This window comes from Listeria cornellensis FSL F6-0969, assembly GCF_000525855.1.
Classification (GTDB): Bacteria; Bacillota; Bacilli; order Lactobacillales; family Listeriaceae; genus Listeria_A; species Listeria_A cornellensis.
The window spans coordinates 1-20,429 of sequence record NZ_AODE01000010.1 but is presented as its reverse complement, the minus strand read 5'-3'; the positions used below and the strand labels follow the sequence as shown (position 1 = coordinate 20,429).

The following is a 20,429-nucleotide window of genomic DNA, read 5'->3' as shown; positions in this document are numbered from 1 at the left end:
GGCCCACCGCTCCTATTTTCTAGAGACGGTGGACCTTTTTACATTACCAAACTAATTGCCATGTTACGCCGAATTTATCGGTTACCCACGTTACTTTTTTTAAACGGTGCCATCTCGATAGGACCCATCATAACGGAGCCACCCTCAGAAAATGCTGCGAATAAGCGATCAAATGCTGCTTCCTCTTCGCATTGCACTAAAATCGTCGTTGCCCATGAAAATGGCGTTGCGTACTCGGCTTCCATATCCATAACCATAAATGATTGACCGCGAATCTCAAATGTACCATTGAGTAATTTGCCGGTTTCGCCACGATCGTTTTCACCGATATACGTCTTCCCAAACGTCTTCGCATCTTCGCCAAACAATCCCACGTAGAAATCCATCGCCGCTTCTGCCTCACCACTAAACGTTAAAAAAGTAGAAATTAATCTGTTTGTTTTATTCATCATTCTCATTCCTCCATCTCACTTATTTATTACATCACGCCGATTAATATCAACAGGAAGAAAATAATCCAGAACACGATATACGCCATCGAAATAATAAATCCGATAATTGGGAAAAAATTGCGTTCTCGCTCGCTGGCAATTCCTGAAATCGATAAAATCAGCGTTAAAACCGCCACACCAAAAATCACAATAAACCAGTTACTCGCCGTTACGAATCCAATCTCCACTGGCTTCATAAAAATCATAACAATACATAGAATTCCTAGTAAAAACGCCATAAAGCCTAAGAAAGTTGTTCTTTTTTTTGATCGGTACTTCTTCCATGTCATCCATTGTTCTTCATCCCTTTATCTTAATTTTTAACGACACCACGTGCTACGTATTGCATATCATTCGCCGATTCCACCGTGTATTTGCCGTTTTCATAACTGATTTTAGTCACACTCGCATTTTCAATTGGACCGTCGACTCGCGTTGGATCAAGCAGCGAAAGCAAGATATTAATGACCATACCGTGACAAATCACGAGCACATTGCCATCTTTTTGCTCACTACAAATCAAATCCAGCGACTGCAACAACCGCTCCGTGAAAATATCCCAATTCTCCGCCATGCCAGTCTCATCCATGTCGGTTACTGCATCAATCATAACCCGCGGCGCATCGTGCTTATGTACGTCAAAAAACGCCTCCACAGAATCAAATCCGTGCATTTTACTCACCGTTTCCCACATAAACAGATTGTATTCGCCTTCAAATTTACCAAAACCGAATTCGCGCAACCCTTTCAATTGATTCACAGGCAATTCAAAAGCCCCATGTCGCATCACAATATCCGCTGTTTCAAGCGTCCGTCCGCGATCACTCGTGTAAAGCGCTTCAAACTTCGTATCCGTGAGGCCTCGTCCCAACTGTTCCGCCACCAGAACGCCCTCCGTTGTAAGTGGCGAATCCGCCCAACCTTGCACACGCTCCGTCGTATTCAGCATCGTTTTTCCGTGTCGCGTCACATATAAAGTCACTTTCCCAGCCATTTTCACAAGCACCACCGTTTCTTAAAAGATACCCTTAGTGTATCAAGCTATTGGCTGTTTTGCAATGAAACAAGGCGCCTTTCTTGCAATAAGAAAAACGCCAAGTCGTGTGAATTAGTCTACTCCACGCATATTCTTTTTAAGTAGCGGCGCACATAGGAATAGTAACACGGCAAACGCCACCGCGCCAAATCCGAAAATCCCGAAATATATGATCTCCGTATCTGCATTAAAAAATTGCGTTGTTTGCGCGTTAAACGCCTGTGCCATCGCGTCAGATAGGAACCAAACACTCATCGTTTGCGAGGCGAACGCCGCTGGTGCTAGCTTTGTCGTAGCCGATAAGCCGACCGGTGACAAGCACATCTCACCCACGATACAAATAAAGAAGCTGAGCACGAGCCACATCGGACTTACTGCGGTCGTTGTGTTTCCCGCTAGAATCCCTGGTAACATCATAATCACAAAGGATAATCCCGCAAAAAACAGGCCCAACGCAAATTTTCGTGGTGTTCCTGGCTGCCGTTTTCCAAGCTTCGTCCAAATCCAAGCAAAAATCGGTGATAAAATAATGATAAACATCGGATTTAGGGATTGAAATAGCCCTGGATCGAGTTCAAAACTGCCGATACTCAGATCCGTTCGATTTGCCGCGAATAACGCAAGCGTCGTTGATCCCTGCTCCTCAATCATCCAAAACATAACCGAAATCAAGAACAAAGGTATGTATGCCGTAAGTCGCGAACGCTCATCTTTCGTCGTTTTCTTACTCGTCATCATCACAATAAAGTAAATAAGTGGGATAATAACACCTAAAATCGTCACCGTCATGATAACTGTTTGCAATGTGAATTCCCCTTGAAGAAGCGCCACAATCGTTCCAATCATAGTTATCCCAGCCGCCAAAGCGAGTACTAAACCAGACATTTTCTTTTTTTTCCGAGCTTTTCAATGGATTTGGTACTTTTTTGCCGGTATCACGCAAGTACATTTTCCCTGTAATCACGTACACAATCAAGCCAACCGCCATCCCGACTGCCGCCACACCAAAACCAGCGTGATAACTATTAGCCGAATTCGACACGTTCGTCACGATAAACGGCGCGATAAAAGCCCCAAGTTAATCCCCATGTAAAAAATACTAAACCCAGCATCGCGTTTTTGATCTCCTTTTGGATAAAGGTCACCAACAACGTTCGACACATTCGGTTTCAAAAAGCCAGTTCCGATAATAATGAAGAACATCGATACGAAAAGTGCCGTCGCACCTCCTGGAAACGACAAAGCAATGTGCCCAACCATAATCAGGACACCACCGTAAAAAATCGTGCGACGCGGCCCTAAAATTCGATCAGCCGTCCAACCGCCAATAACCCCAGACATGTAAACAAGCGAACCGTAAATCGACATGATCGCCGTCGCTGTCGCCTGAGAAAAACCAAGCCCGCCATCGACAACCGCCGTGTACATGTAGTAAATAAGAATAGCGCGCATGCCATAATAAGAAAAACGTTCCCAAAATTCCGTGAAGAACAGCGTCGCAAGGCCGCGCGGATGTCCAAAAAATGTTTTAGCACTACTATCCTTGATCTCCCTCATCGTAACTCCCCACTTCCCTATCAAAATATATATACAGGACGCCAAACCGATAAAAGTCTAGCGTCCTATACATCATAAAAAATTAGCCGATTTTACAACGCATTTTTATAAATTTCACGACTAACATCAAGCGTTTGATCGCCACGTTCGGAAACAGCCGTCAAACCATGTTTTTCAAGCTGCGAAACGAGCGCGTCAACGACTTCCTCGCCAAGCTCATAATCACTGAAATGCGTCGGAGCACCTAGTGACTCAAAGAAAGTACGCGTCTTATCGATGGCTGCTTGCATTTTCTCGTCATCCGTCCCATCCGTAATATGCCAAACACGCTCCGCATATTGCAACAACTTCGCGCCCTTCTGCTCTTTCCGAATCTCAAGCAGCGAAGGCAACACAATCGCCAGCGTCCGCGCATGGTCAATATGGTACAGCGCCGTAATCTCATGGCCCAAACCGTGGCTCGACCAGTCACCAGGAACCCCTTTGTTCAGCGTCCCGTTCAGCGCATAAGTCGCCGCCCACATAAAGTTAGCACGCAGATTGTAGTCATGATTCGACTCATCCACCACGTCTGGCCCAATCTCGATCAGCGTCTCAAGCAAGCCTTCCGCAAACCGATCCTGCACCATTCCGCCGACCGGATACGTCATATATTGCTCCATAATGTGCACAAACGAATCAATCACACCGTTCGCCAATTGGCGCTTCGGCAACGTATACGTCAACTGCGGATCAAGAATCGAGAACTGAGGGAACGTCACAGCGCTACCAAAACCAAGTTTCGCCTTCTTCTCCACAATACTCACGACACCGCCACTATTCATCTCAGAACCAGTCGCAGGAAGCGTCAACACCGTACCAAACGGCAAAGCTCCTTAATCGGAAGTCCCTCACCAATCCCACTACCAAAAATATTAATCGGCTCACTATCAAAAAGCGCGCCCGCTGCTACGAATTTTGTTCCATCAATAACAGAACCACCGCCGACAGCCAGCAAATAATTATAGCCATCCTTCTTCACGAGTTCAATCGCACGTAAAAGCGTCGCGTATGTAGGATTCGCTTCAATCCCACCAAACTCACCAAACGTGTGCCCAGTAAGCGCCTCACGAACCTTCGCAAGCGTCCCAAAACGCTCCACACTTCCGCCACCGTAAAGCACTAAAACCTTCTTATCCGTCGGAATCAGTGTCGCTAGTTCGCCAATCCGGTCTTTTCCAAACACGATGTGCGTTGGGTTATAATAATCAAAATTTGCAATTCCTTTATTCATTGTATAAAGTCCCCGCTTTCTTTTTGCCTTAGATTTTGTCACATATCCATATTATCACAATTCCCACCATCTGTAACGAATGGACCACTATACTGTAAATACACCTTTTTAAAACAATTCAAACAAAAAACAGAAACCTCGAAAGATTCCTGCGCAATATCGGTTTATTTCACCTTTCGCTTTTTTCTAAATAACAAATACTGAAATAATGTCGGGTGATAGAAAACTTTTCCCGTTCGCTCCTTGTCAGCGATCTTTTGTACTGGTGGTTCCATTTTCTCCTCTGAAAGAAACCGTTCGAGTAGCTGGATGCCTTTTGCGAGTTGTAAATAAGGATACGTAACAAAATTATCTTGGGATGTCACAGCGATTTTTTCTTGCGCAATAATACTTCCCGTATCGATCCCAGTATCCAGGTAGTGTAGCGTAACCCCACAGTTTCTTTTATCCTGATTCACGAGTGCCCAATATCCTCCGTGGCTGCCCCGGTAATATGGCGTAATCCCCGCATGAATATTGACAAAAGGAGCATCTGTTGCCTCTAATACTTGCTTGCTAATGATCCGCGTTCCACAAACAATAATGAGCTCTGGCGCTTCTGCTCGTATCCATTCGATCGTTTTTTCATCGTTCACAGACGGTACCCGCTGGATTTGAGATTTAGATATTGGTGCCTCGCGCATGTCTTCATTTCTAATAATTTGCTTCACACGGTCACGCGCCTCCTGTTTTAAAACGGGCATTCCCAAAAGTTGAAATAACACCTGTCCTACAACTGTTCGGAGTCCTAAACGCTTTCGCCGTCTTTTCAACATTCCTTTTTTAGATAGCGGTTCTTCCATGACTACCATGCTGATTGGAAATGCCGCATTTATTTTTTGATAGACGAAATGGGTACTCGCCTTATCGCCTGCAAGCATCATTATTTTCATGCGGTAACTTCCTTTCTTCTCACTTTTTGTGCTAGCTCCTGCATCGTTACGCTCTCAAAGCCGAACTCATTTTGCAGATCCTCGTAATACTGGCAAATTTCTTGCAGCATGTGTATATTTTCTTCGATATTCAGGCCAAAATTGTGCGGATGGAACCAAAGATGGAATACTTCTCCGTTTTTACTAGCATGGCGCATCGCTTTTTTGATGCGGTGTAACTTGAGCGGCTCCAAGAAACTAGCTTGTTTCGCATACGGTCTTAAAAAGCGACTCGATGGGATGTTAATCATGTCCCGGTCCAAACAAGAATCAGGCGTGAAAGTATGATGACCCGAGATGTTGATATAGGAATCCATGAGTCTTAAAGCACGGTGTAGTTTGCGCTCGCGCCCCTCGCGTTCCCGATATAAGCTATGATTTTCATTCCCACGAACAACGTCCAGACCATGATCTTTCAACGTACTTAAAAGTGCCGGATTAAATTGATTACGCGGAAAAACAAAGCTCTTAGGCTGAATATTTTGCGCCTCCATCATTGCTAGTGCCGCACGCGTATCGCTCTCAAATGTTTCTTTTGCGCCCTTATTATCTAGACAATAAAAATGGGAAAAAGTATGCAATCCAATTTCTTGATATTGTGTGGCGCTTATTTGTTCGATCAAAGAAAGACCGTAATGACCCGGATCCTCAAACTCATTTTCCCCGAGCGCCGTACATTCCTTTAAAAACTGGGCTAGATGGTCCGCTGATGCCGTCTCATCAAAATGTTGCTTATTTGCGTCTGAAATCGCTGTTTTGGATGGCGCAAATAATGCTCCAACTGTCGCCCATGTGGCATGAATCTGATATGCTTCGAATGTCCGCAACATATCTGGAATCGCCTTCCTAGCACCTAAAATATTGTTGTCGTATGTGTGATCTGTATCCCAAGAATAACTTCCCCATCGTAATTCAAAATCAAGGGATATGACGAAATAACCGTTTTTCACGAGGCCTTACCTACCTTTTCTAGTTTACTTTTGATTTTTTTGTGTAATAGACCGTTTTGTAGCTGTCGCCTCGATTTTTTCTGCCGTTTAGCACCGCACCGATCATTTTAATTTTGGATTGTTTAATTTTATCTAGCGTCTGTACCGCGTCACTTTGGTCGGTGTGCTCACTTCGCAAGACTAAGATAAGACCGTCTACCATGTTTCCGATGATCAGTGGGTCAACAACTGGCAACACTGGCGGAGCATCAAATATCACGATATCGAACATATTCGAGACGATTTGCACAAACTCTTTCATCTTGTTAGAGGACAGTAATTCAGCGGGATTCGGCGGGATGATGCCACTGCTAATCACGAACAGATTTTCATGCATAGTGATTTCTTGGAGGCATTCTTCTAACTTGCCTTGCCCAGCCAAATAGTTACTCAGTCCAAGCTCATTGGATAGTCGCAAGGTCGTATGCACGGTCGGTCTTCTCAAATCGGCATCAATCAGCAAAACTTTATTTCCTTGTTCCGCGAATGAGATTGCTAAATTCATCGAGATGAACGACTTTCCAGCACCTGGTTCTGGGGATGTGACAACCATCGTGCGCAATTTTTCCGTGGAGGCGAATTGAATACTCGTTCGAATCGTACGCAGTTGCTCTGATGAGATTGAGTTGGATTCTTTTTGCATAATCGAGATATTTTGCTTCTTTTTTGACCTTAGTTTTATTGGCATCATTTATTTCCCTTCTCTATTTGATTCACCGTTCCGAGGATTGGCAGTTTTAAAAGTTGTTCAATTTCATCTTGTGTTTTAATCGTATTATCAAACACTTCTTTGAGCACGATAATGATAAAACTTAGGAATAAAGCGGCCAGCAACCCAATTGCGAGATGCATGTTGTGATTCGGACTGGATGGCTTTTGGCTGTCCTCCATGTAGGCTTTAGATAAAATCGAGACATTGTTCGACTTAATGCGATCGCTCGTGTAGTCCACAAACTTGCTAGTTACTGTATTCGCAATATCCACTGCAACATGTGGGTCTTTGTTGTTCACTTTGAGATTAATAACTTGGGAATTCGAATCACTGGTCACCATCATCATTTTTTCAATATCATTGGATGTATATTGGGGATATTCTTTCGCTACTTCTTTCAAGAGCTGCTTGCTTTTTAAAATGACGGAGTAGGTGTTTACCATCTGAATGTTGGCCTGCACCTCCGAGCTTTGGGCATTGTCGCTTTCTTTTGCTTGCGTGACTAGGATTTGTGTCGTGGCGCTATAGCCTTTTGGAATGACGAAGAAAGTCAAGGCACCTGCTAGTAAAATCCCGATGAAAGCTAAACTGATGATCAGTCGACTATTTCTTTTTATCGTTTGGAAAATAAGTTTTATATCCATAGTATCGATTCGTTCTCCTTTATCTCTTAATAATTTGCCGTATCTGGACGACATCTTGTTTTTTGATGAGTATTGCGTCGTACCATTTTGCTTCGGTGTTTCGGACTAGCCAGATGAGGAAAACACCGCCAGAAACGCTGTAGGAAACAATGGATGCGAGTGCGGAACCCATCGTTCCAAAGAAAGGCACCAGCGCAAAATTGAGTGCGATGTTGAGTAGAACCGTGATGAGTAGCGTCACAAAGTAGAAACGCCATTTCCCGTTTGCGATAAATAATGTCCCGATGATTTTCGTGTATACCATTGAAGGTACCGCTAAAAACATGAGGACGGTGATCCCGTAAGCGCCGATGAAGCTTGCGCCAAACATAAATTCGATCAACCATTTACCGCCTATAATCATCAGAACTCCGAAGAATAAGACCGAAGTTGTCGCCATCCGCAACGAGAAAAGTAAGCTTTTGATATCATCGCGCCGTGCATTTTTATGCAGCATGACTTCTTTAAAAATATCTGGAATCATCCACGCGTATTCGGCTAACTGTACGCCGGTACTATAAAGCCCGATATCGTAGAAGGAAACATTCATCCAACCGAGCAGCACGATATCAATCCGGTAGTTTATCGAAATCAGGAACGTCGTCAACATCGGTAACATACCCGCTGCCAAAATGGTTTGAAAAGCTTTTTTCGAGCCGCTAAACTGAAAATTTTTCAGGAGAACTTTGAGCGTGCAGGCTATTAAAATCAGGTTTTTGATTAGAAAAACCAGCAAGACAAGGCTCACATTACTGTTGAAAAAGTAAAACAGGACGATCGTGAAAAGAAGATTGGATACGGCGCCGATAATCGTAATCACGCTATGGGAACGAATGTCTTCTACTAAATTCAGTTGGGAAAGTTGCAGGTTCAAAATGCTGACGGAAATGAGGATCGCTACAAGTCCGTAGTTTCCCATACCAGACAGGAAGAAAAACAAGAGTGACAGCGCGATATACATCACAAATTGAAGTAAAGACAACGTGATAAATACGTTCCGATAATCGCGCCCTTTTCGCTTATATTCTGGATAGACGAGCGATATACCTAAATTGAGAATTGTCATGCCAATCGTCACCAAGTTGAAGAGATAACTATATTCGCCCTTTAGCTCTGGGCCTAGAAACCGGGTAAGGAGAATCATCGATAGCAAGCCGGTGATAATCACGATACCTTTTTTAATGATCGTGATGCCGTATGCGTTTTTGGCGATATTTCGTAGGGCTCTAAGCATCGCCTGGTTTTCCAATGAGTTTCGCCGGAACGCCGCCAATCTTGCTTTGTGCTGGGAACGATTTCGTAACAACCGCCCCTGCTGCAACAATTGAATCGGAGCCAATTTCCACACCATCCGTGATCACGGTTTTACTAGCTAACCAACAACCAGAGTGAATTCGGACGGGCGCTGGAATATAACCACTCGTCATTTTGCCATTTTCAAAGGCGTGTTGCGATGTTACAATCACGCTCATCGGGCCAATGCGGACGTTGGCATCAATTTTCAAACCACCGACGCCATTGATCCAGTTATTATGCGCGATGTAGACGTTATCGCCGATTTCAATGCGTTCTGGGTTATTAATGATGACACCACTCGCAATCCGAAATCCTTTGCCACATTTTTTAAAGAACGGGCGCATCAAGAAACCGCGAATCGCAACGGTCGGTGTACAGTTCGGCAATATTGCCGTGACGAGATTAATCAAATGAATCGGTACAGAATAGCGAAGAAAACGACCTGCTTGGTCTAACTTTTTATTCATATAAGGAGCTCCTTTGTTTGCGTTTATAGATAATTTTTTGATTTAGGAAGTAAATGATCAAGAATAAAACGAGGTTATAGCTAATATCATTCACCAGATTCATCGTGTTCTGCCCCATCAAGAAACCGATACGCGCGGTTGAAATAGTCAGAAAATAGACGAGTTCAAGGTTCCCGACACGCTCAATTTGCGATTGGAAAAAGTAAGCCAAGGCCACAAAACTAACCGTAATAACTGGCGCAAAAAGGTAACCAAAGTAGAGGTTCCCCTGCCCAATCATCGGTAAAATTTGTGAGACATTATCTTTAAAGAAATAGCGCTCATTGAAGTACAGTACAGAGAAATCAATTGGCAAATCTTTAATGAAAATATTGACGCCAATCATCGGCCTAAAAATATCATAGAACAAGACGGACAAATGGCTTGCCTCAGGAAACATGGCTTTCATTTCGATTGCCATCGCCACATTATACGGACCACCGAGGTAAACTTGTAGCGTATCCGTGAAATCAATAAGCTGGCTTGCGTCCCCCGATACAGAAACGATTTGCCGAACAGAAGCGATCAAGACGACCACAAATGTCACGACAGAAACGATGAGAATCGCGGCTTTCTTGAAGTGACTCGGAAATAGCTTTTTGAAAACGAACAGAGAAGTGATGGTACAAAGAATGATATCCGTTCGATTCGTCCCCGCAAAAATTCCGATATTAAGCACCATCACGCCGACTGCTGCGTACACATAATATACCTGTCCTAGCGCTTTATATTTTTCGCAACAAAACCAGATAATCAGGAGGGCAACGATTTGTTTCGCAATCATAAACATGTATAGTGCGAAGTAAGATGGAAGAGATAACGTTTGGAGAACACCAACAACCCGGTCGGTCGGTACAAGAAACGATATACTACGCAAGGCCCCTGGCACAATGAAAACGCCGAGAAAACCGATAATCGCAAATAGTATATAGAAAAAGATCGATGGACTGCGTGTTAAGGTTTTTTCAGGTAATGGATTTTGCTGTTTTCGTTTTTTTCGGATTGCGTCAAATATGACAATCGCGATCGTCACAACCACAAGCTCATACAACATTAGTTTTAAAGCTAAGTCGTAACTATGCGCAGTCGGTGGTACGGGTGATCTTCCGCCATAATAACTCGCGTATACGATGAAAAATGGAAGCACCACATAGCGCATAAAAGCAAGCCCTGTAAAAACGAGATTAAACATTTTAAAATCGTAGACAAGCGAGCGAACGAAGACAAAACTAGCAGCAAAGAGAAATAGTAGTGGTAACAGTGGTAACAAGTCATATCCAGGCTCTCTTTCATGCAAACTAATAAAGATGAAACTAAAAAGCGAGAGTAAACCAATGATTGTCACACCTGAAAATTCAAGGAGTCGCTTTTTAGAAAAGGACTTCACATGGATTCACCTGCTTGAACTAAAAATCGGGCGACTGTTTGAACAACATAATGCTGCTCACTCGGCGTCATTTGCGTCGCGGATGGTAAACAAAAGCCGTTTTCAAACAAGTGTTGCGCATTACTGATCTTGACATTAGCATCTTCTGCGAAAAAGTGATTCTGTCGGAAAACTGGTTGCAAGTGGAGCGGTTTCCATAACAAGCGTCCTTCAATTCCGCTCGCATCTAACGCTTCCTTCAACTGAAGTGGGTGGACTCCGCGAATTTGAATCGTCGACAACCAGCGATTCGAAAAAGTACCCTCGATTTCATTTTGATACGTGATGCTAGGAAAATTACTAAATGTTTCGGTGTACTTTGCGAAGCCTTCCGCATAGCGATCAAAAATCAGCCGTTTTTGGTCAATCCGCTCCTGTAAAACTTCCATTTGACCACAACCAATACTCGCAGAAACATTGCTCAGTCGGTAGTTATAACCGATTTTTTCGTGTTGATAATACGGCGCCGTTTCTTTCGCTTGTTCGGATAAAAACTTGGCTTCTTGCGTCCATTCTTTGTTTGCCGAGACTAACATACCGCCACCAGAAGTCGTGATAATTTTATTGCCGTTGAAGGAATAGATTCCGATATCACCGATTATTCCAGTCTGCACACCTTGGTACAGTGAGCCTAGTGACTCCGCGGCGTCTTCCACCACCGGAATTTGATACGTTTTTGCAAGCGCCATAATTTCTGTCATTTTTGCAGGTTGCCCGTAAATATGCACGACGATGATAGCTTTTGGAAGTTGACCGTTTTGTTTAGCATCAAGTAATGCCCGTTCTAGTGCGATTGGCGACATATTCCACGTCTCTAGTTCCGAATCGATGAAGACTGCCTCGGCACCTTGATAATGGATTGGATTCGCGGATGCAGCGAATGTGAAGCTTGGACAAAATACCGTATCGCCTTTCGTCACACCGAGCATACGTAAAGCTAGATGGATCGCGGCAGTCCCTGAATTCGTCGCCGTCGCATATCCTGCACCTGTATAATCGCGTACTTTTTCTTCAAACAAATCGACATTAGGACCAACCGGGGCAATCCAATTTTCCGCAAAAGCTTGTTTGATGTAAGCCATTTCTTTCCCACTCATATGGGGAATGGCTAGTGGAATTCTTTTCATTGCATCTTCTCCTTACTTTTTACTACCTTCAAATGGTGGCGTTGTCGCGTAACCATCTCGTGCAATATCCTCAACGAACAGTACTTTTTTGATCGTGCGTATCAAAATGTGGATGTCTTGTTTGATAGAAAGGCCCTGCACATAGCGGATATCCCAGATGAATTTCTCCTGCCAACTAATTGCATTGCGCCCATTCATTTGTGCAAGTCCCGTCATCCCAGGTTTCACAAGATGTCGTTTTCTTTCCTCTTCTGAATAGAGGTCCAAATACTCCACAAGTAACGGTCGTGGCCCAATAAAACTCATATCCCCTTTTAAAATGTTCCAACATTGCGGTAACTCATCCAGACTTGTCTTCCGCAAGAAGTTCCCTAGTTTTGTAATTCGCTGCTCATCTGGCAAAAGTACGCCTTGTTCATCCCGCGCGTCCGTCATCGTTTGAAATTTGTAGATCCAAAAAACGTGATCTGCTTTTCCAACGCGTTGTTGCTTATAAAAAAACGCGCCGTTGTGTCACAAATAGCAACGTTCCAATCGATAGGAGTGGTACCGAAAAGATCAAAAGACAGATACAAGCCCCTACAACATCAAGGATTTGCTTTATATGCCCATACATTTGTGTGTCCCCCTTTTAAATATGCCTCTTTCATTCGCTCCCACATTTGCTCCGACTGGAAATCAAGAATCACTCGTTTCTTCCCGTTAAAAGCATATGTTTCCCGCAAAACCTCGTCGTTCTTTAAAATCATGATCGCTTTTTGAATCGCCGAACTTGATTTTGCTGGAATAAGAATCCCTGTCACCTGATCGACCATCGCATCTTTTATCCCCGTCACGTCTGTTCCAATCACAGGAAGCCCAGCCGCAGCAGCTTCTAAACATACATTCGAGAATCCCTCACGATAGGACGGAATCACGAACACATCCATCATTTGATAATAGGGCGCAGGATTGGGAATAAAGCCCGTAACATGGATATTTGGGTGGCTTTGAATCACGTCCACCGTTTCCTTTTTCAGCCCATGTTGTTCATCGAAATCGCCGACGAGTAATAAATTCATGTCCTCTAATGCAAGAAACGCCGTGATTAACTCCTCAATTCCCTTATCTTTCGTAATCCGCCCTGTAAAACCGACCACAAACTGCTGATTATCAAAAACATAGCGAACCGTTTCGCGACTCTTCTCTTCAAAATTCGCCAAATGAATCCCATTACTGCTCCCTTTTCCTAAAACGCTCATCTTGGAAGTCCCTTGAATATGCAGCTCCCTACATTTCGTAATCAAACTCGGACTAATCGCGATGACTTTCGTGGAAAGCACGATGATAAGCTGTTCAATAAACCACAATAGTTTTCGTAGTCGACCCGTCGCTGTTTCCATTCGCAATCCGCGTAACGTGTAGATCCGCGTTTTTGTTTTCGTGAGGAACGCTGCAATACTGCCTAACAGCGCGGCTTTCGGCGTGCCTACATTCGAAATATCCGGCCGTACTTTTCGAAAAACACGAATCATTTGTATCAATGCTTTCATGTCCTTCCAAACCGAGATTTCCCGCGCCATCTCCACATGATGCACTGTAATCCGACCATCCCGCTTCAATGCCTCCGAACTTTCCCCTTTTGATACGACCAAATGGACATCAAAACCTTGCTTTACCAAGTAATCTAACTGTCCGTTCAAAAGCCTCACACTAATATCTGCTGTCACTGCAATCAGTAACTTCGCCATCACAAGTTCCAGCTATACGAACGCGATTTTTCCAATGCTTTCTTTAAATCAACTAACATGCTTGAATCGTCTTTCAAAATATCGCGTACCCTCTTGCCATTTTCTGCGATAAACGTTTCATGCGGTACTGCCAAAATCACGACATCGGAAGCTTCTAATTCTGGATAGCTTGCCATTTCCAATCCGTATTCTTTGGCAACTTCCTGCTCATTTGCCAACGGATCGTAAGCCTGCACTTGCATCCCGAACGCTTGTAGTTCGCCAATCAGATCAATGACCTTCGAATTCCGGATATCCGGCACGTTTTCTTTAAAAGTCAAACCAAGAACGCTCACTTTTAGCTCACAAATATTTTTCTTTTGTTGTAGTAGCTCTTTCACGATTTCTTGCCCGACAAAGCTTGCCATACTATCGTTTACACGGCGTCCAGCCAAAATGACCTCTGGATGGTAACCAACCGATTCCGCTTTATGCGCCAAGTAATACGGATCAACGCCAATACAATGTCCGCCGACCAAACCCGGTTCAAATTTCAAGAAGTTCCATTTCGTTCCCGCTGCTTGAAGAACTTCGTGCGTATCAATATCCAGCGCGTGGAAAATACGAGACAGTTCGTTCATCAACGCGATATTTAGGTCTCGCTGTGTGTTTTCAATGACTTTAGCGGCTTCTGCAACACGAATCGATGAAGCTTTATACACGCCCGCAGTCACAACCGAAGCATACACATCCGCAATAATATTCGTAATTTCCGCATTTTGCCCTGCTACCACTTTTTGAACGGTCGTAAAGGTGTGGATTTTATCGCCCGGGTTAATTCGTTCTGGAGAATAACCAACGAAGAAGTCCTCGCCACATGTGAGCCCAGAGTAATGTTCCATAATCGGCACACATTCATCTTCAGTCGCGCCTGGGTATACCGTCGATTCAAATACTACGATTGTTCCTTTTTCCATGTTTTCACCGATCATTTGTGATGCCTTGTGTAAAATCGTCATATCCGGCTGATTGCTCTCATTGATTGGCGTTGGCACGGCAACAATGATAAAATTACAGCCACCTAAACGCTCTGCTTGACTCGTGAATGTAATATCGGTAAGAAATAAATCTTCTGGTGAAACTTCTCCCGTATCATCGATTTTATTTTGAAGTGCTGCAATTCGAGTTTCATTAATATCCACACCAACGACTGGCATTTCTTTACCAAACGCTACCGCCACGGGAAGTCCTACATAACCAAGTCCTAGAACACCAAGTTTTAATTCATTCATTTATTTTGTCCCTCAATCCAATTCATAAATTTTTGGTAATGTTGCTCACGTTTTACCGTTAATACTTGTTTGGAAAATTGTAGTGATTTTATATAATTGCGCTCAATTTGTTCACAATACAGCGCATGATTTTCAGATAACCTTGTTATAATTGCGGCTAATTCCGCGTCATTTTCACTTTCAAACTGCATAGCTGGATCCGCCAGTTCTTTCATACCGCCAACCCTAGAGGTAATAACGGGGCATCCCATCGCCATCGCTTCAATTACCGAACGTCCTTGTCCCTCCGTGCGACTCGGTTGGAGATAAATATCCACATCGGATAGCCAATCGTACACTTCATGTGATGGCTTCGTTCCGCAGAAATCAACCATATCTTCCAGACCATTTTGAACAACCATCCGTGTCCATTTACTGCTGGCACCACTTCCAAGGATGCGAAACTCAAAGGCCGGAAGCCCCTTCTTGATACGCGCTAATGCTCGAATAGCCACATCTAGTCCCTTATACTCTGAATCGAGAGATCCCATCATTCCAAATACAATTTTTTTATTTAAATCTCTATTTTTTTCTTTCCATCAATAATACTGCTCTTGAAAAATCCGGCAGCTCCGTGTTGGAACAACTTGTCTCGATGCCTTTCGTCGGATACAGCCTTTGCAGCTCTTTCTCTGTAATATATAAAGCAAATGGTGCTTCTGCAACGGTTTGTTCCATCGTTCTTTTGGCTAGAGGCGCGTATAACTTTGCCTTAAAACTCCCATGTAAACGGTAAGTCTCGCTCGGGTCACCAACTACTTCGACCGCGTACGGCTTTCCTAGTTCTTTCGCTACTTTTACAGCTAGAAAACCAATTTGAGAAGGTAAACGTGCAATGACGGCGTCTGCTTGACGTACCGCTTTTCGCATCGCTTGAATCGCTTTATTATGTGGCATAAAGTAGGCATAACTACTCGGATTAGGAATCGCTGTAAACGACACATTCTCACCACTAGAGACGCTATATCCCTGCGCTTCTTCTGTAAGTGGATATAGCCGACAAGCCACTGTTAACGTGTCACTATGTGTTAAATAACGTTGCCATGTTTCATATGGAAATGCCGTTTTCGACAACACACTCTCTCCATTTGTAAAAAATTTATGATCATATGCGAATAACCAGTTCACTTGCCATCATCTCCTTCATGCTCTCTGTACTTGTTTACTCGTTAATCCACATATCGCATCCAATAACTCGCTTTCAGTAAGTTGTCGATGCTCCTCTGATAAACGGATCAGCTCTTTCACATCGAATGGAACCGTCTTGCCCACATGAATCTTCTCTGATATTTGTTCTTGATGTATCTCGTCTGCATCTAGTAACTCCTCATGTAACTTCTCGCCAGGTCTGATCCCCGACTCTATAATTGCAATATCTTGTAATGAATAACCAGAAAGTGCAATCAGATTTTGCGCCAACTCTATAATTTTCACAGATTCACCCATATCCAAAACGTAGATATCTCCACTTGTTGCAAGTGACCCAGCTTGTAGTACGAGCGATGCCGCTTCTGGAATTGTCATAAAATAGCGTGTCATCTCACAATGCGTCACCGTCACCGGACCACCAGCTTTAATTTGCCTCTTGAAAAGTGGAATCACACTGCCACGACTGCCCAACACGTTCCCAAACCGCACGACTGAAAAATTACAAATAGTTGCTCGTTCCGCCATTGTTTGGATATACATTTCTGCTAAGCGCTTCGTGCGCCCCATATTATTCACAGGTTTAACGGCTTTATCTGTAGATACCATCACACACGTCTCCACTTGAAAAGCTTCCGCCATATCCGCCACGTTCTTAGTTCCAATGAAATTGTTTTTAAACGCGCTTCTGAGTGAACGTTCCATAAGCGGTACATGCTTGTGTGCGGCTGCATGATAGACAATGTCTGGCTCATATATTGCAAAAACATCGCGTAATTCATCACAGTCTTGAATATCCGCAATAACAGGCTCAATTCGATCACTTTCTAAGTCCATTAACAGTTGATAAATACTATTTTCTCCATGTCCTAACGCGATCAGTTTTTTCGGCTCTAGTTTCAATAATTGTTTGCAGAGCTCCGACCCAATCGAACCACCAGCTCCTGTCACTAACACCGTTTTCCCTTTGATTTGCGATACCAAGAGGGCCTCATCTAGTTTTACTTGAGAGCGTCCCAATAATTCTTGCATCGTAACCTCTTCTAACGCTTTAAAAGAATCGTTTTGCGTGATTAATTCGCGAATACCCGGAATCGATTTCACCTGGATCTGTTTGGCTAATCCCGTTTGAATGATAGCCTCACGTTTATCCGCATCTATATCAGAAATTGCGATGACAACCATCTGAATATTCAATCTCGTGATCATATCACCTAATGCTTCTAATCCCCCTAAAACAGGGTAGCCATGAAACACCGCGTTCCATTTCGTTTTATCATCGTCCACAAAACCGGTAAGCGTATATTCTTCTGGATAATCTCTGATAAAAGAAGCGAGAACATTCATACCTAGTTCACCCGCGCCAATAATCAGGATTTTTTTTTCGTGCGCTAAGAATGGTTTTTCATTCGATTTGCACCCTTCACATATTATTTTTGGAGAGCTAATTCCCATGTCGCCGTTACTTCTTTGTGATCAGGATCCATATAAGTCACCGTAAATGGAGCCGAACCCTTCATCATAAAATAACCAGCACCCTTATCCGTTGTTCCCGTTTCGATTTCTTTCCCGTAATTTTCACCTGGGTAGACATCGAGTAAATCGCCTTCTTTGTTCTTCACTTCTAAATTGATCGCAGTAAAACCTTTTTTAATCTGCCGTAGGGTTGGTTAGTTCGAAAGACAATTTCAAAATGCTATCTTTCTTGCCTTCCGCTTCTAGCAATTGCGCTTTTGTAAACTCGATACGCAGACCATTAGCATTTACGACATCCTTAAAACCATATGTGGCTTTATTGTCTGCTTTTAATTCGTTTTTCTTTGTTGTTTCTTGCTTGCTATTCTCATTTTTCTTCGTATCATCCGTATTAGAGCATCCCAGTAAGGTAATACTCGCCACCATGACCGTACACATGAGCGTCATTATTCTTTTCATCTATCCCATTCTCCTTCGTTTAAAAATGGGGAGGTGACTAAAAAAATATCAGCCCCTCCCCCCATTCTTCGTTACTTATATCGTAAAATTCTATCTAGGTGCTTGTTCTTTCTTTATTCAGCCGCTGGAGCTTCTGTAACAGTTGTTTCAGCGAATGAAGTATACGTGCTATTTTCTTTCAGTTCTACTTTGATGACTTCTCCTACTTTTACTCCACTTATGAAGTAGCTGTAGTTTCCTTGTGCATCTGCAGTAACAACTGTCTTCGCTTTACCATCAACGCTAATTCTCAACTTACCAGATGGTATTGTTTTACCAGTAACCATTGTGTCTGCAGTTGTTAACGCGTTAATTGTTACTTGACCAGCATCTGCTGCTGAGATGACTGTTCTTTCTACGAAGTCTTCATATTTACCAGTTTCTGTATTTCTTAATTCGATTTTAATAACATCGCCTACTGCTACAAGTCCAATAAGGTATGTGTAATTACCTGCTGCATCAGCTACTGTGACAGATTTAGGAACGCCATTGATACTAATACGAACTGTTTTACCAGCTGGTGCTTTACCAGTGATTGTACGATCTGTATCTAAGATTGGGTTCAATGAAAATTCTGCTTTAACAATTTTTTCTGTTGCAAGTAGATATTGCGTACCCACACGTACGTCTACTTTAACCACGTCGCCGCCAGTTAGAACGCCTACGTTATAAGAATACTTACCATCGACAGTTGCGACAGTATTTGCTTTAACTACGCCATTCACACTAATACGAACTGTGTATCCAGCTGTAGCTTCACCAGAAACAAGACCCGCTGGTGCTTTCAAATCGTCTAGAGTCAATAGAAGACCTAGTATTTCACCAGATACGACAACTGATTTCGATGTGTCATAAGCTCCTGTAAAGGAATTACGCAACTCTACTTTCACTTCTGTTCCAGATGCTAACGTACCAGTTGTATACGTGTAGTTACCTGCTGCATCTGCTGTTACAACTGCTTTTGCTACACCATTTATGCTAATACGTAATTTTGCGTTTGGTGTTGCTGTCCCTGTTATTGTGCTATCAGCAATCGTCATTTCATTAACTACTAATTCTGTTGCTACTGCATCTGCTACTGTGATAGTTACTGTTTTAGCAACATTCGCACCAAGAAGTACGTCTGCTGTTACAACGTCACCTTTCACTAAATAGCTACTTAGGTAACTGAAATTACCTGTTGCATCCGCTGTTACTGTTGTTTTCAATACACCGTTAATACTTACACGAACACGGTGATCTGCTAGCGTTGTTCCAGTAATATACATATCTGAAACTGTCATTTCATTTAAAACAAGAGAAACCGCTTCTTGTGTAACAACTGTTGTTCCTACGTATTGACTATCTGTTAAATAGGCACCGTTTGGTCCAACATATTGTACTTCGATCGTTGTTCCAGCAGCTAAATTCCCTGTGTAGTAAGAGAATGAACCGTCTGTTCCAACTGTCAAAATTGTTTTAGGAGCGCCATTAATAATTAATTTCACTTTAGACGCTGGGAATTGTGAAACATCGATTGTTCCTGTAACAGTAACGTCAGAGATTGTCATTGGATTAATTACCGGTTGTGGTAAACCAATAACTGTTATTGTAGTTGCTTCACTTGCTACGCCATAAGCATTTTTAAGTGTTACTGCAATTTGAGAATCTGCTGCTTGTGCAAGGATAACGATAGAGAAATCGCCATTCGCATTTACTACACCAGTTTTCTCTGTTCCATCGGCTAATTTGACAACAACTGTCATACCAGCTTGACCTTTACCAGTAACTTTTGTGTCTACTGCTGTTACGCTGTTGACTGTTGGTGCGCTTGGAGCTACTAAATTAGCAGTTAATTGTGCTTGTGCTTTATCTAGGTCAGCTTGTAACGCTGCTTTTTTCGCTGGATCTGTTACTTTGTCGATTAAAGCTTGCGCTGCATCGATTTCTGCTTGTGTTAATCCAATTTTCGTATCACCAGCTGGGTTTTGATAAGCAAACAGGGCGTTTACTGCCGCACGTGCTTTATCTTGCGCTGCTAATTCTGCTGCATTTGCTGCATCTAGTTGGTCTTGTGCTTTATTTAAGTCTGCTTGTAGTTCTGCTTTTTTCGTTGGATCTGTTACTTTGTCGATTAAAGCTTGCGCTGCATCGATTTCTGCTTGTGTTAATCCTGTTTTCGCATCACCAGTTGGATCTTGGTTTGCAAATAAGAGCATTTAC

Annotated in this window: 20 protein-coding genes and 2 pseudogenes; all 22 read right to left on the bottom strand. The window is 43.1% G+C overall.

Annotated elements, in window-relative coordinates:
• Positions 1–74: 74 nt before the first annotated feature.
• Positions 75–452, bottom strand: coding sequence for a VOC family protein (locus PCORN_RS03815; protein ID WP_241433060.1), 378 nt, complete (start codon positions 450–452; stop codon positions 75–77).
• Between the two features lie 26 nt (positions 453–478).
• Positions 479–781, bottom strand: coding sequence for a hypothetical protein (locus PCORN_RS03810; RefSeq protein ID WP_036077706.1), 303 nt, complete (start codon positions 779–781; stop codon positions 479–481).
• Between the two features lie 23 nt (positions 782–804).
• Positions 805–1,491 (bottom strand): histidine phosphatase family protein, encoded by a 687-nt coding sequence (locus PCORN_RS03805; protein ID WP_036077875.1) that lies wholly within the window; start codon positions 1,489–1,491, stop codon positions 805–807.
• Between the two features lie 108 nt (positions 1,492–1,599).
• Positions 1,600–3,084 (bottom strand): annotated as a pseudogene (locus PCORN_RS03800) (peptide MFS transporter).
• A 92-nt stretch (positions 3,085–3,176) separates the two neighbouring features.
• Positions 3,177–4,357: pseudogene (locus tag PCORN_RS03795) on the bottom strand (iron-containing alcohol dehydrogenase).
• A 164-nt stretch (positions 4,358–4,521) separates the two neighbouring features.
• The gene (locus PCORN_RS03790; RefSeq protein ID WP_036077705.1) at positions 4,522–5,289 is read right to left on the bottom strand and encodes a formyl transferase; all 768 of its coding nucleotides are present in this window, start codon (positions 5,287–5,289) and stop codon (positions 4,522–4,524) included.
• Positions 5,286–6,278, bottom strand: coding sequence for a polysaccharide deacetylase family protein (locus tag PCORN_RS03785; protein ID WP_036077703.1), 993 nt, complete (start codon positions 6,276–6,278; stop codon positions 5,286–5,288). The genes PCORN_RS03790 and PCORN_RS03785 overlap by 4 nt, the downstream gene beginning before the upstream one ends.
• A 19-nt stretch (positions 6,279–6,297) precedes the next feature.
• Positions 6,298–7,008, bottom strand: a complete 711-nt coding sequence (locus tag PCORN_RS03780) for a CpsD/CapB family tyrosine-protein kinase (RefSeq protein ID WP_036077702.1) — start codon at positions 7,006–7,008, stop codon at positions 6,298–6,300.
• Entirely contained in the window at positions 7,005–7,673 is a 669-nt protein-coding gene (locus PCORN_RS03775; protein WP_036077700.1) for a YveK family protein, read from the bottom strand. Before PCORN_RS03775 ends, PCORN_RS03780 begins: the two co-directional genes overlap by 4 nt.
• Positions 7,674–7,692: 19 nt before the next feature.
• On the bottom strand, positions 7,693–8,946 hold the full coding sequence (locus tag PCORN_RS18185) for an MATE family efflux transporter (protein WP_036077698.1): 1,254 nt from the start codon (positions 8,944–8,946) through the stop codon (positions 7,693–7,695).
• Positions 8,939–9,475 (bottom strand): acyltransferase, encoded by a 537-nt coding sequence (locus PCORN_RS17095; RefSeq protein WP_051999231.1) that lies wholly within the window; start codon positions 9,473–9,475, stop codon positions 8,939–8,941. The genes PCORN_RS18185 and PCORN_RS17095 overlap by 8 nt, the downstream gene beginning before the upstream one ends.
• Positions 9,468–10,901, bottom strand: a complete 1,434-nt coding sequence (locus PCORN_RS03760) for a hypothetical protein (RefSeq protein WP_036077696.1) — start codon at positions 10,899–10,901, stop codon at positions 9,468–9,470. Before PCORN_RS03760 ends, PCORN_RS17095 begins: the two co-directional genes overlap by 8 nt.
• On the bottom strand, positions 10,898–12,067 hold the full coding sequence (locus tag PCORN_RS03755; protein WP_036077694.1) for an aminotransferase class I/II-fold pyridoxal phosphate-dependent enzyme: 1,170 nt from the start codon (positions 12,065–12,067) through the stop codon (positions 10,898–10,900). The genes PCORN_RS03760 and PCORN_RS03755 overlap by 4 nt, the downstream gene beginning before the upstream one ends.
• Before the next feature lie 12 nt (positions 12,068–12,079).
• Entirely contained in the window at positions 12,080–12,520 is a 441-nt protein-coding gene (locus tag PCORN_RS03750) for a sugar transferase (protein WP_338151758.1), read from the bottom strand.
• 134 nt (positions 12,521–12,654) lie between these two features.
• A complete protein-coding gene (locus PCORN_RS03745) occupies positions 12,655–13,797 on the bottom strand; it encodes a glycosyltransferase family 4 protein (RefSeq protein WP_051999230.1) in 1,143 nt (380 codons plus the stop codon).
• Positions 13,797–15,068, bottom strand: a complete 1,272-nt coding sequence (locus tag PCORN_RS03740) for a nucleotide sugar dehydrogenase (protein WP_036077691.1) — start codon at positions 15,066–15,068, stop codon at positions 13,797–13,799. The genes PCORN_RS03745 and PCORN_RS03740 overlap by 1 nt, the downstream gene beginning before the upstream one ends.
• Complete coding sequence (locus PCORN_RS18180; protein WP_077913772.1) at positions 15,065–15,601, bottom strand: glycosyltransferase; 537 nt, start codon at positions 15,599–15,601, stop codon at positions 15,065–15,067. The genes PCORN_RS03740 and PCORN_RS18180 overlap by 4 nt, the downstream gene beginning before the upstream one ends.
• A 28-nt stretch (positions 15,602–15,629) precedes the next feature.
• Positions 15,630–16,181 carry an MDR/zinc-dependent alcohol dehydrogenase-like family protein gene (locus PCORN_RS18175; protein WP_149024241.1) on the bottom strand — a complete coding sequence of 184 codons (552 nt, stop codon included), beginning with the start codon at positions 16,179–16,181 and terminating at the stop codon, positions 15,630–15,632.
• Between the two features lie 69 nt (positions 16,182–16,250).
• The gene (locus PCORN_RS03730) at positions 16,251–17,708 is read right to left on the bottom strand and encodes a polysaccharide biosynthesis protein (protein ID WP_051999227.1); all 1,458 of its coding nucleotides are present in this window, start codon (positions 17,706–17,708) and stop codon (positions 16,251–16,253) included.
• Positions 17,684–17,875, bottom strand: coding sequence for a hypothetical protein (locus PCORN_RS03725; protein WP_036077689.1), 192 nt, complete (start codon positions 17,873–17,875; stop codon positions 17,684–17,686). Before PCORN_RS03725 ends, PCORN_RS03730 begins: the two co-directional genes overlap by 25 nt.
• 28 nt (positions 17,876–17,903) lie before the next feature.
• The gene (locus PCORN_RS03720) at positions 17,904–18,188 is read right to left on the bottom strand and encodes a hypothetical protein (protein ID WP_036077687.1); all 285 of its coding nucleotides are present in this window, start codon (positions 18,186–18,188) and stop codon (positions 17,904–17,906) included.
• A gap of 113 nt (positions 18,189–18,301) precedes the next feature.
• On the bottom strand, positions 18,302–20,425 hold the full coding sequence (locus PCORN_RS19730) for an Ig-like domain-containing protein (RefSeq protein ID WP_036077684.1): 2,124 nt from the start codon (positions 20,423–20,425) through the stop codon (positions 18,302–18,304).
• Positions 20,426–20,429 lie beyond the last annotated feature (4 nt).

Excerpts from the sequence above, each read along its gene's own strand:
- PCORN_RS03815 (WP_241433060.1), bottom strand. The coding sequence starts at position 452 with ATGATGAATAAAACAAACAGATTAATTTCTACTTTTTTAACGTTTAGT.
- PCORN_RS03810 (WP_036077706.1), bottom strand. The coding sequence starts at position 781 with ATGACATGGAAGAAGTACCGATCAAAAAAAAGAACAACTTTCTTAGGC.
- PCORN_RS03790 (WP_036077705.1), bottom strand. The coding sequence starts at position 5,289 with ATGAAAATAATGATGCTTGCAGGCGATAAGGCGAGTACCCATTTCGTC.
- PCORN_RS03780 (WP_036077702.1), bottom strand. The coding sequence starts at position 7,008 with ATGATGCCAATAAAACTAAGGTCAAAAAAGAAGCAAAATATCTCGATT.
- PCORN_RS03775 (WP_036077700.1), bottom strand. The coding sequence starts at position 7,673 with ATGGATATAAAACTTATTTTCCAAACGATAAAAAGAAATAGTCGACTG.
- PCORN_RS18185 (WP_036077698.1), bottom strand. The coding sequence starts at position 8,946 with ATGCTTAGAGCCCTACGAAATATCGCCAAAAACGCATACGGCATCACG.
- PCORN_RS17095 (WP_051999231.1), bottom strand. The coding sequence starts at position 9,475 with ATGAATAAAAAGTTAGACCAAGCAGGTCGTTTTCTTCGCTATTCTGTA.
- PCORN_RS03755 (WP_036077694.1), bottom strand. The coding sequence starts at position 12,067 with ATGAAAAGAATTCCACTAGCCATTCCCCATATGAGTGGGAAAGAAATG.
- PCORN_RS03745 (WP_051999230.1), bottom strand. The coding sequence starts at position 13,797 with ATGGCGAAGTTACTGATTGCAGTGACAGCAGATATTAGTGTGAGGCTT.
- PCORN_RS03740 (WP_036077691.1), bottom strand. The coding sequence starts at position 15,068 with ATGAATGAATTAAAACTTGGTGTTCTAGGACTTGGTTATGTAGGACTT.
- PCORN_RS18180 (WP_077913772.1), bottom strand. The coding sequence starts at position 15,601 with ATGATGGGATCTCTCGATTCAGAGTATAAGGGACTAGATGTGGCTATT.
- PCORN_RS03730 (WP_051999227.1), bottom strand. The coding sequence starts at position 17,708 with ATGGGAATTAGCTCTCCAAAAATAATATGTGAAGGGTGCAAATCGAAT.
- PCORN_RS03720 (WP_036077687.1), bottom strand. The coding sequence starts at position 18,188 with ATGAAAAGAATAATGACGCTCATGTGTACGGTCATGGTGGCGAGTATT.
- PCORN_RS19730 (WP_036077684.1), bottom strand. The coding sequence starts at position 20,425 with ATGCTCTTATTTGCAAACCAAGATCCAACTGGTGATGCGAAAACAGGA.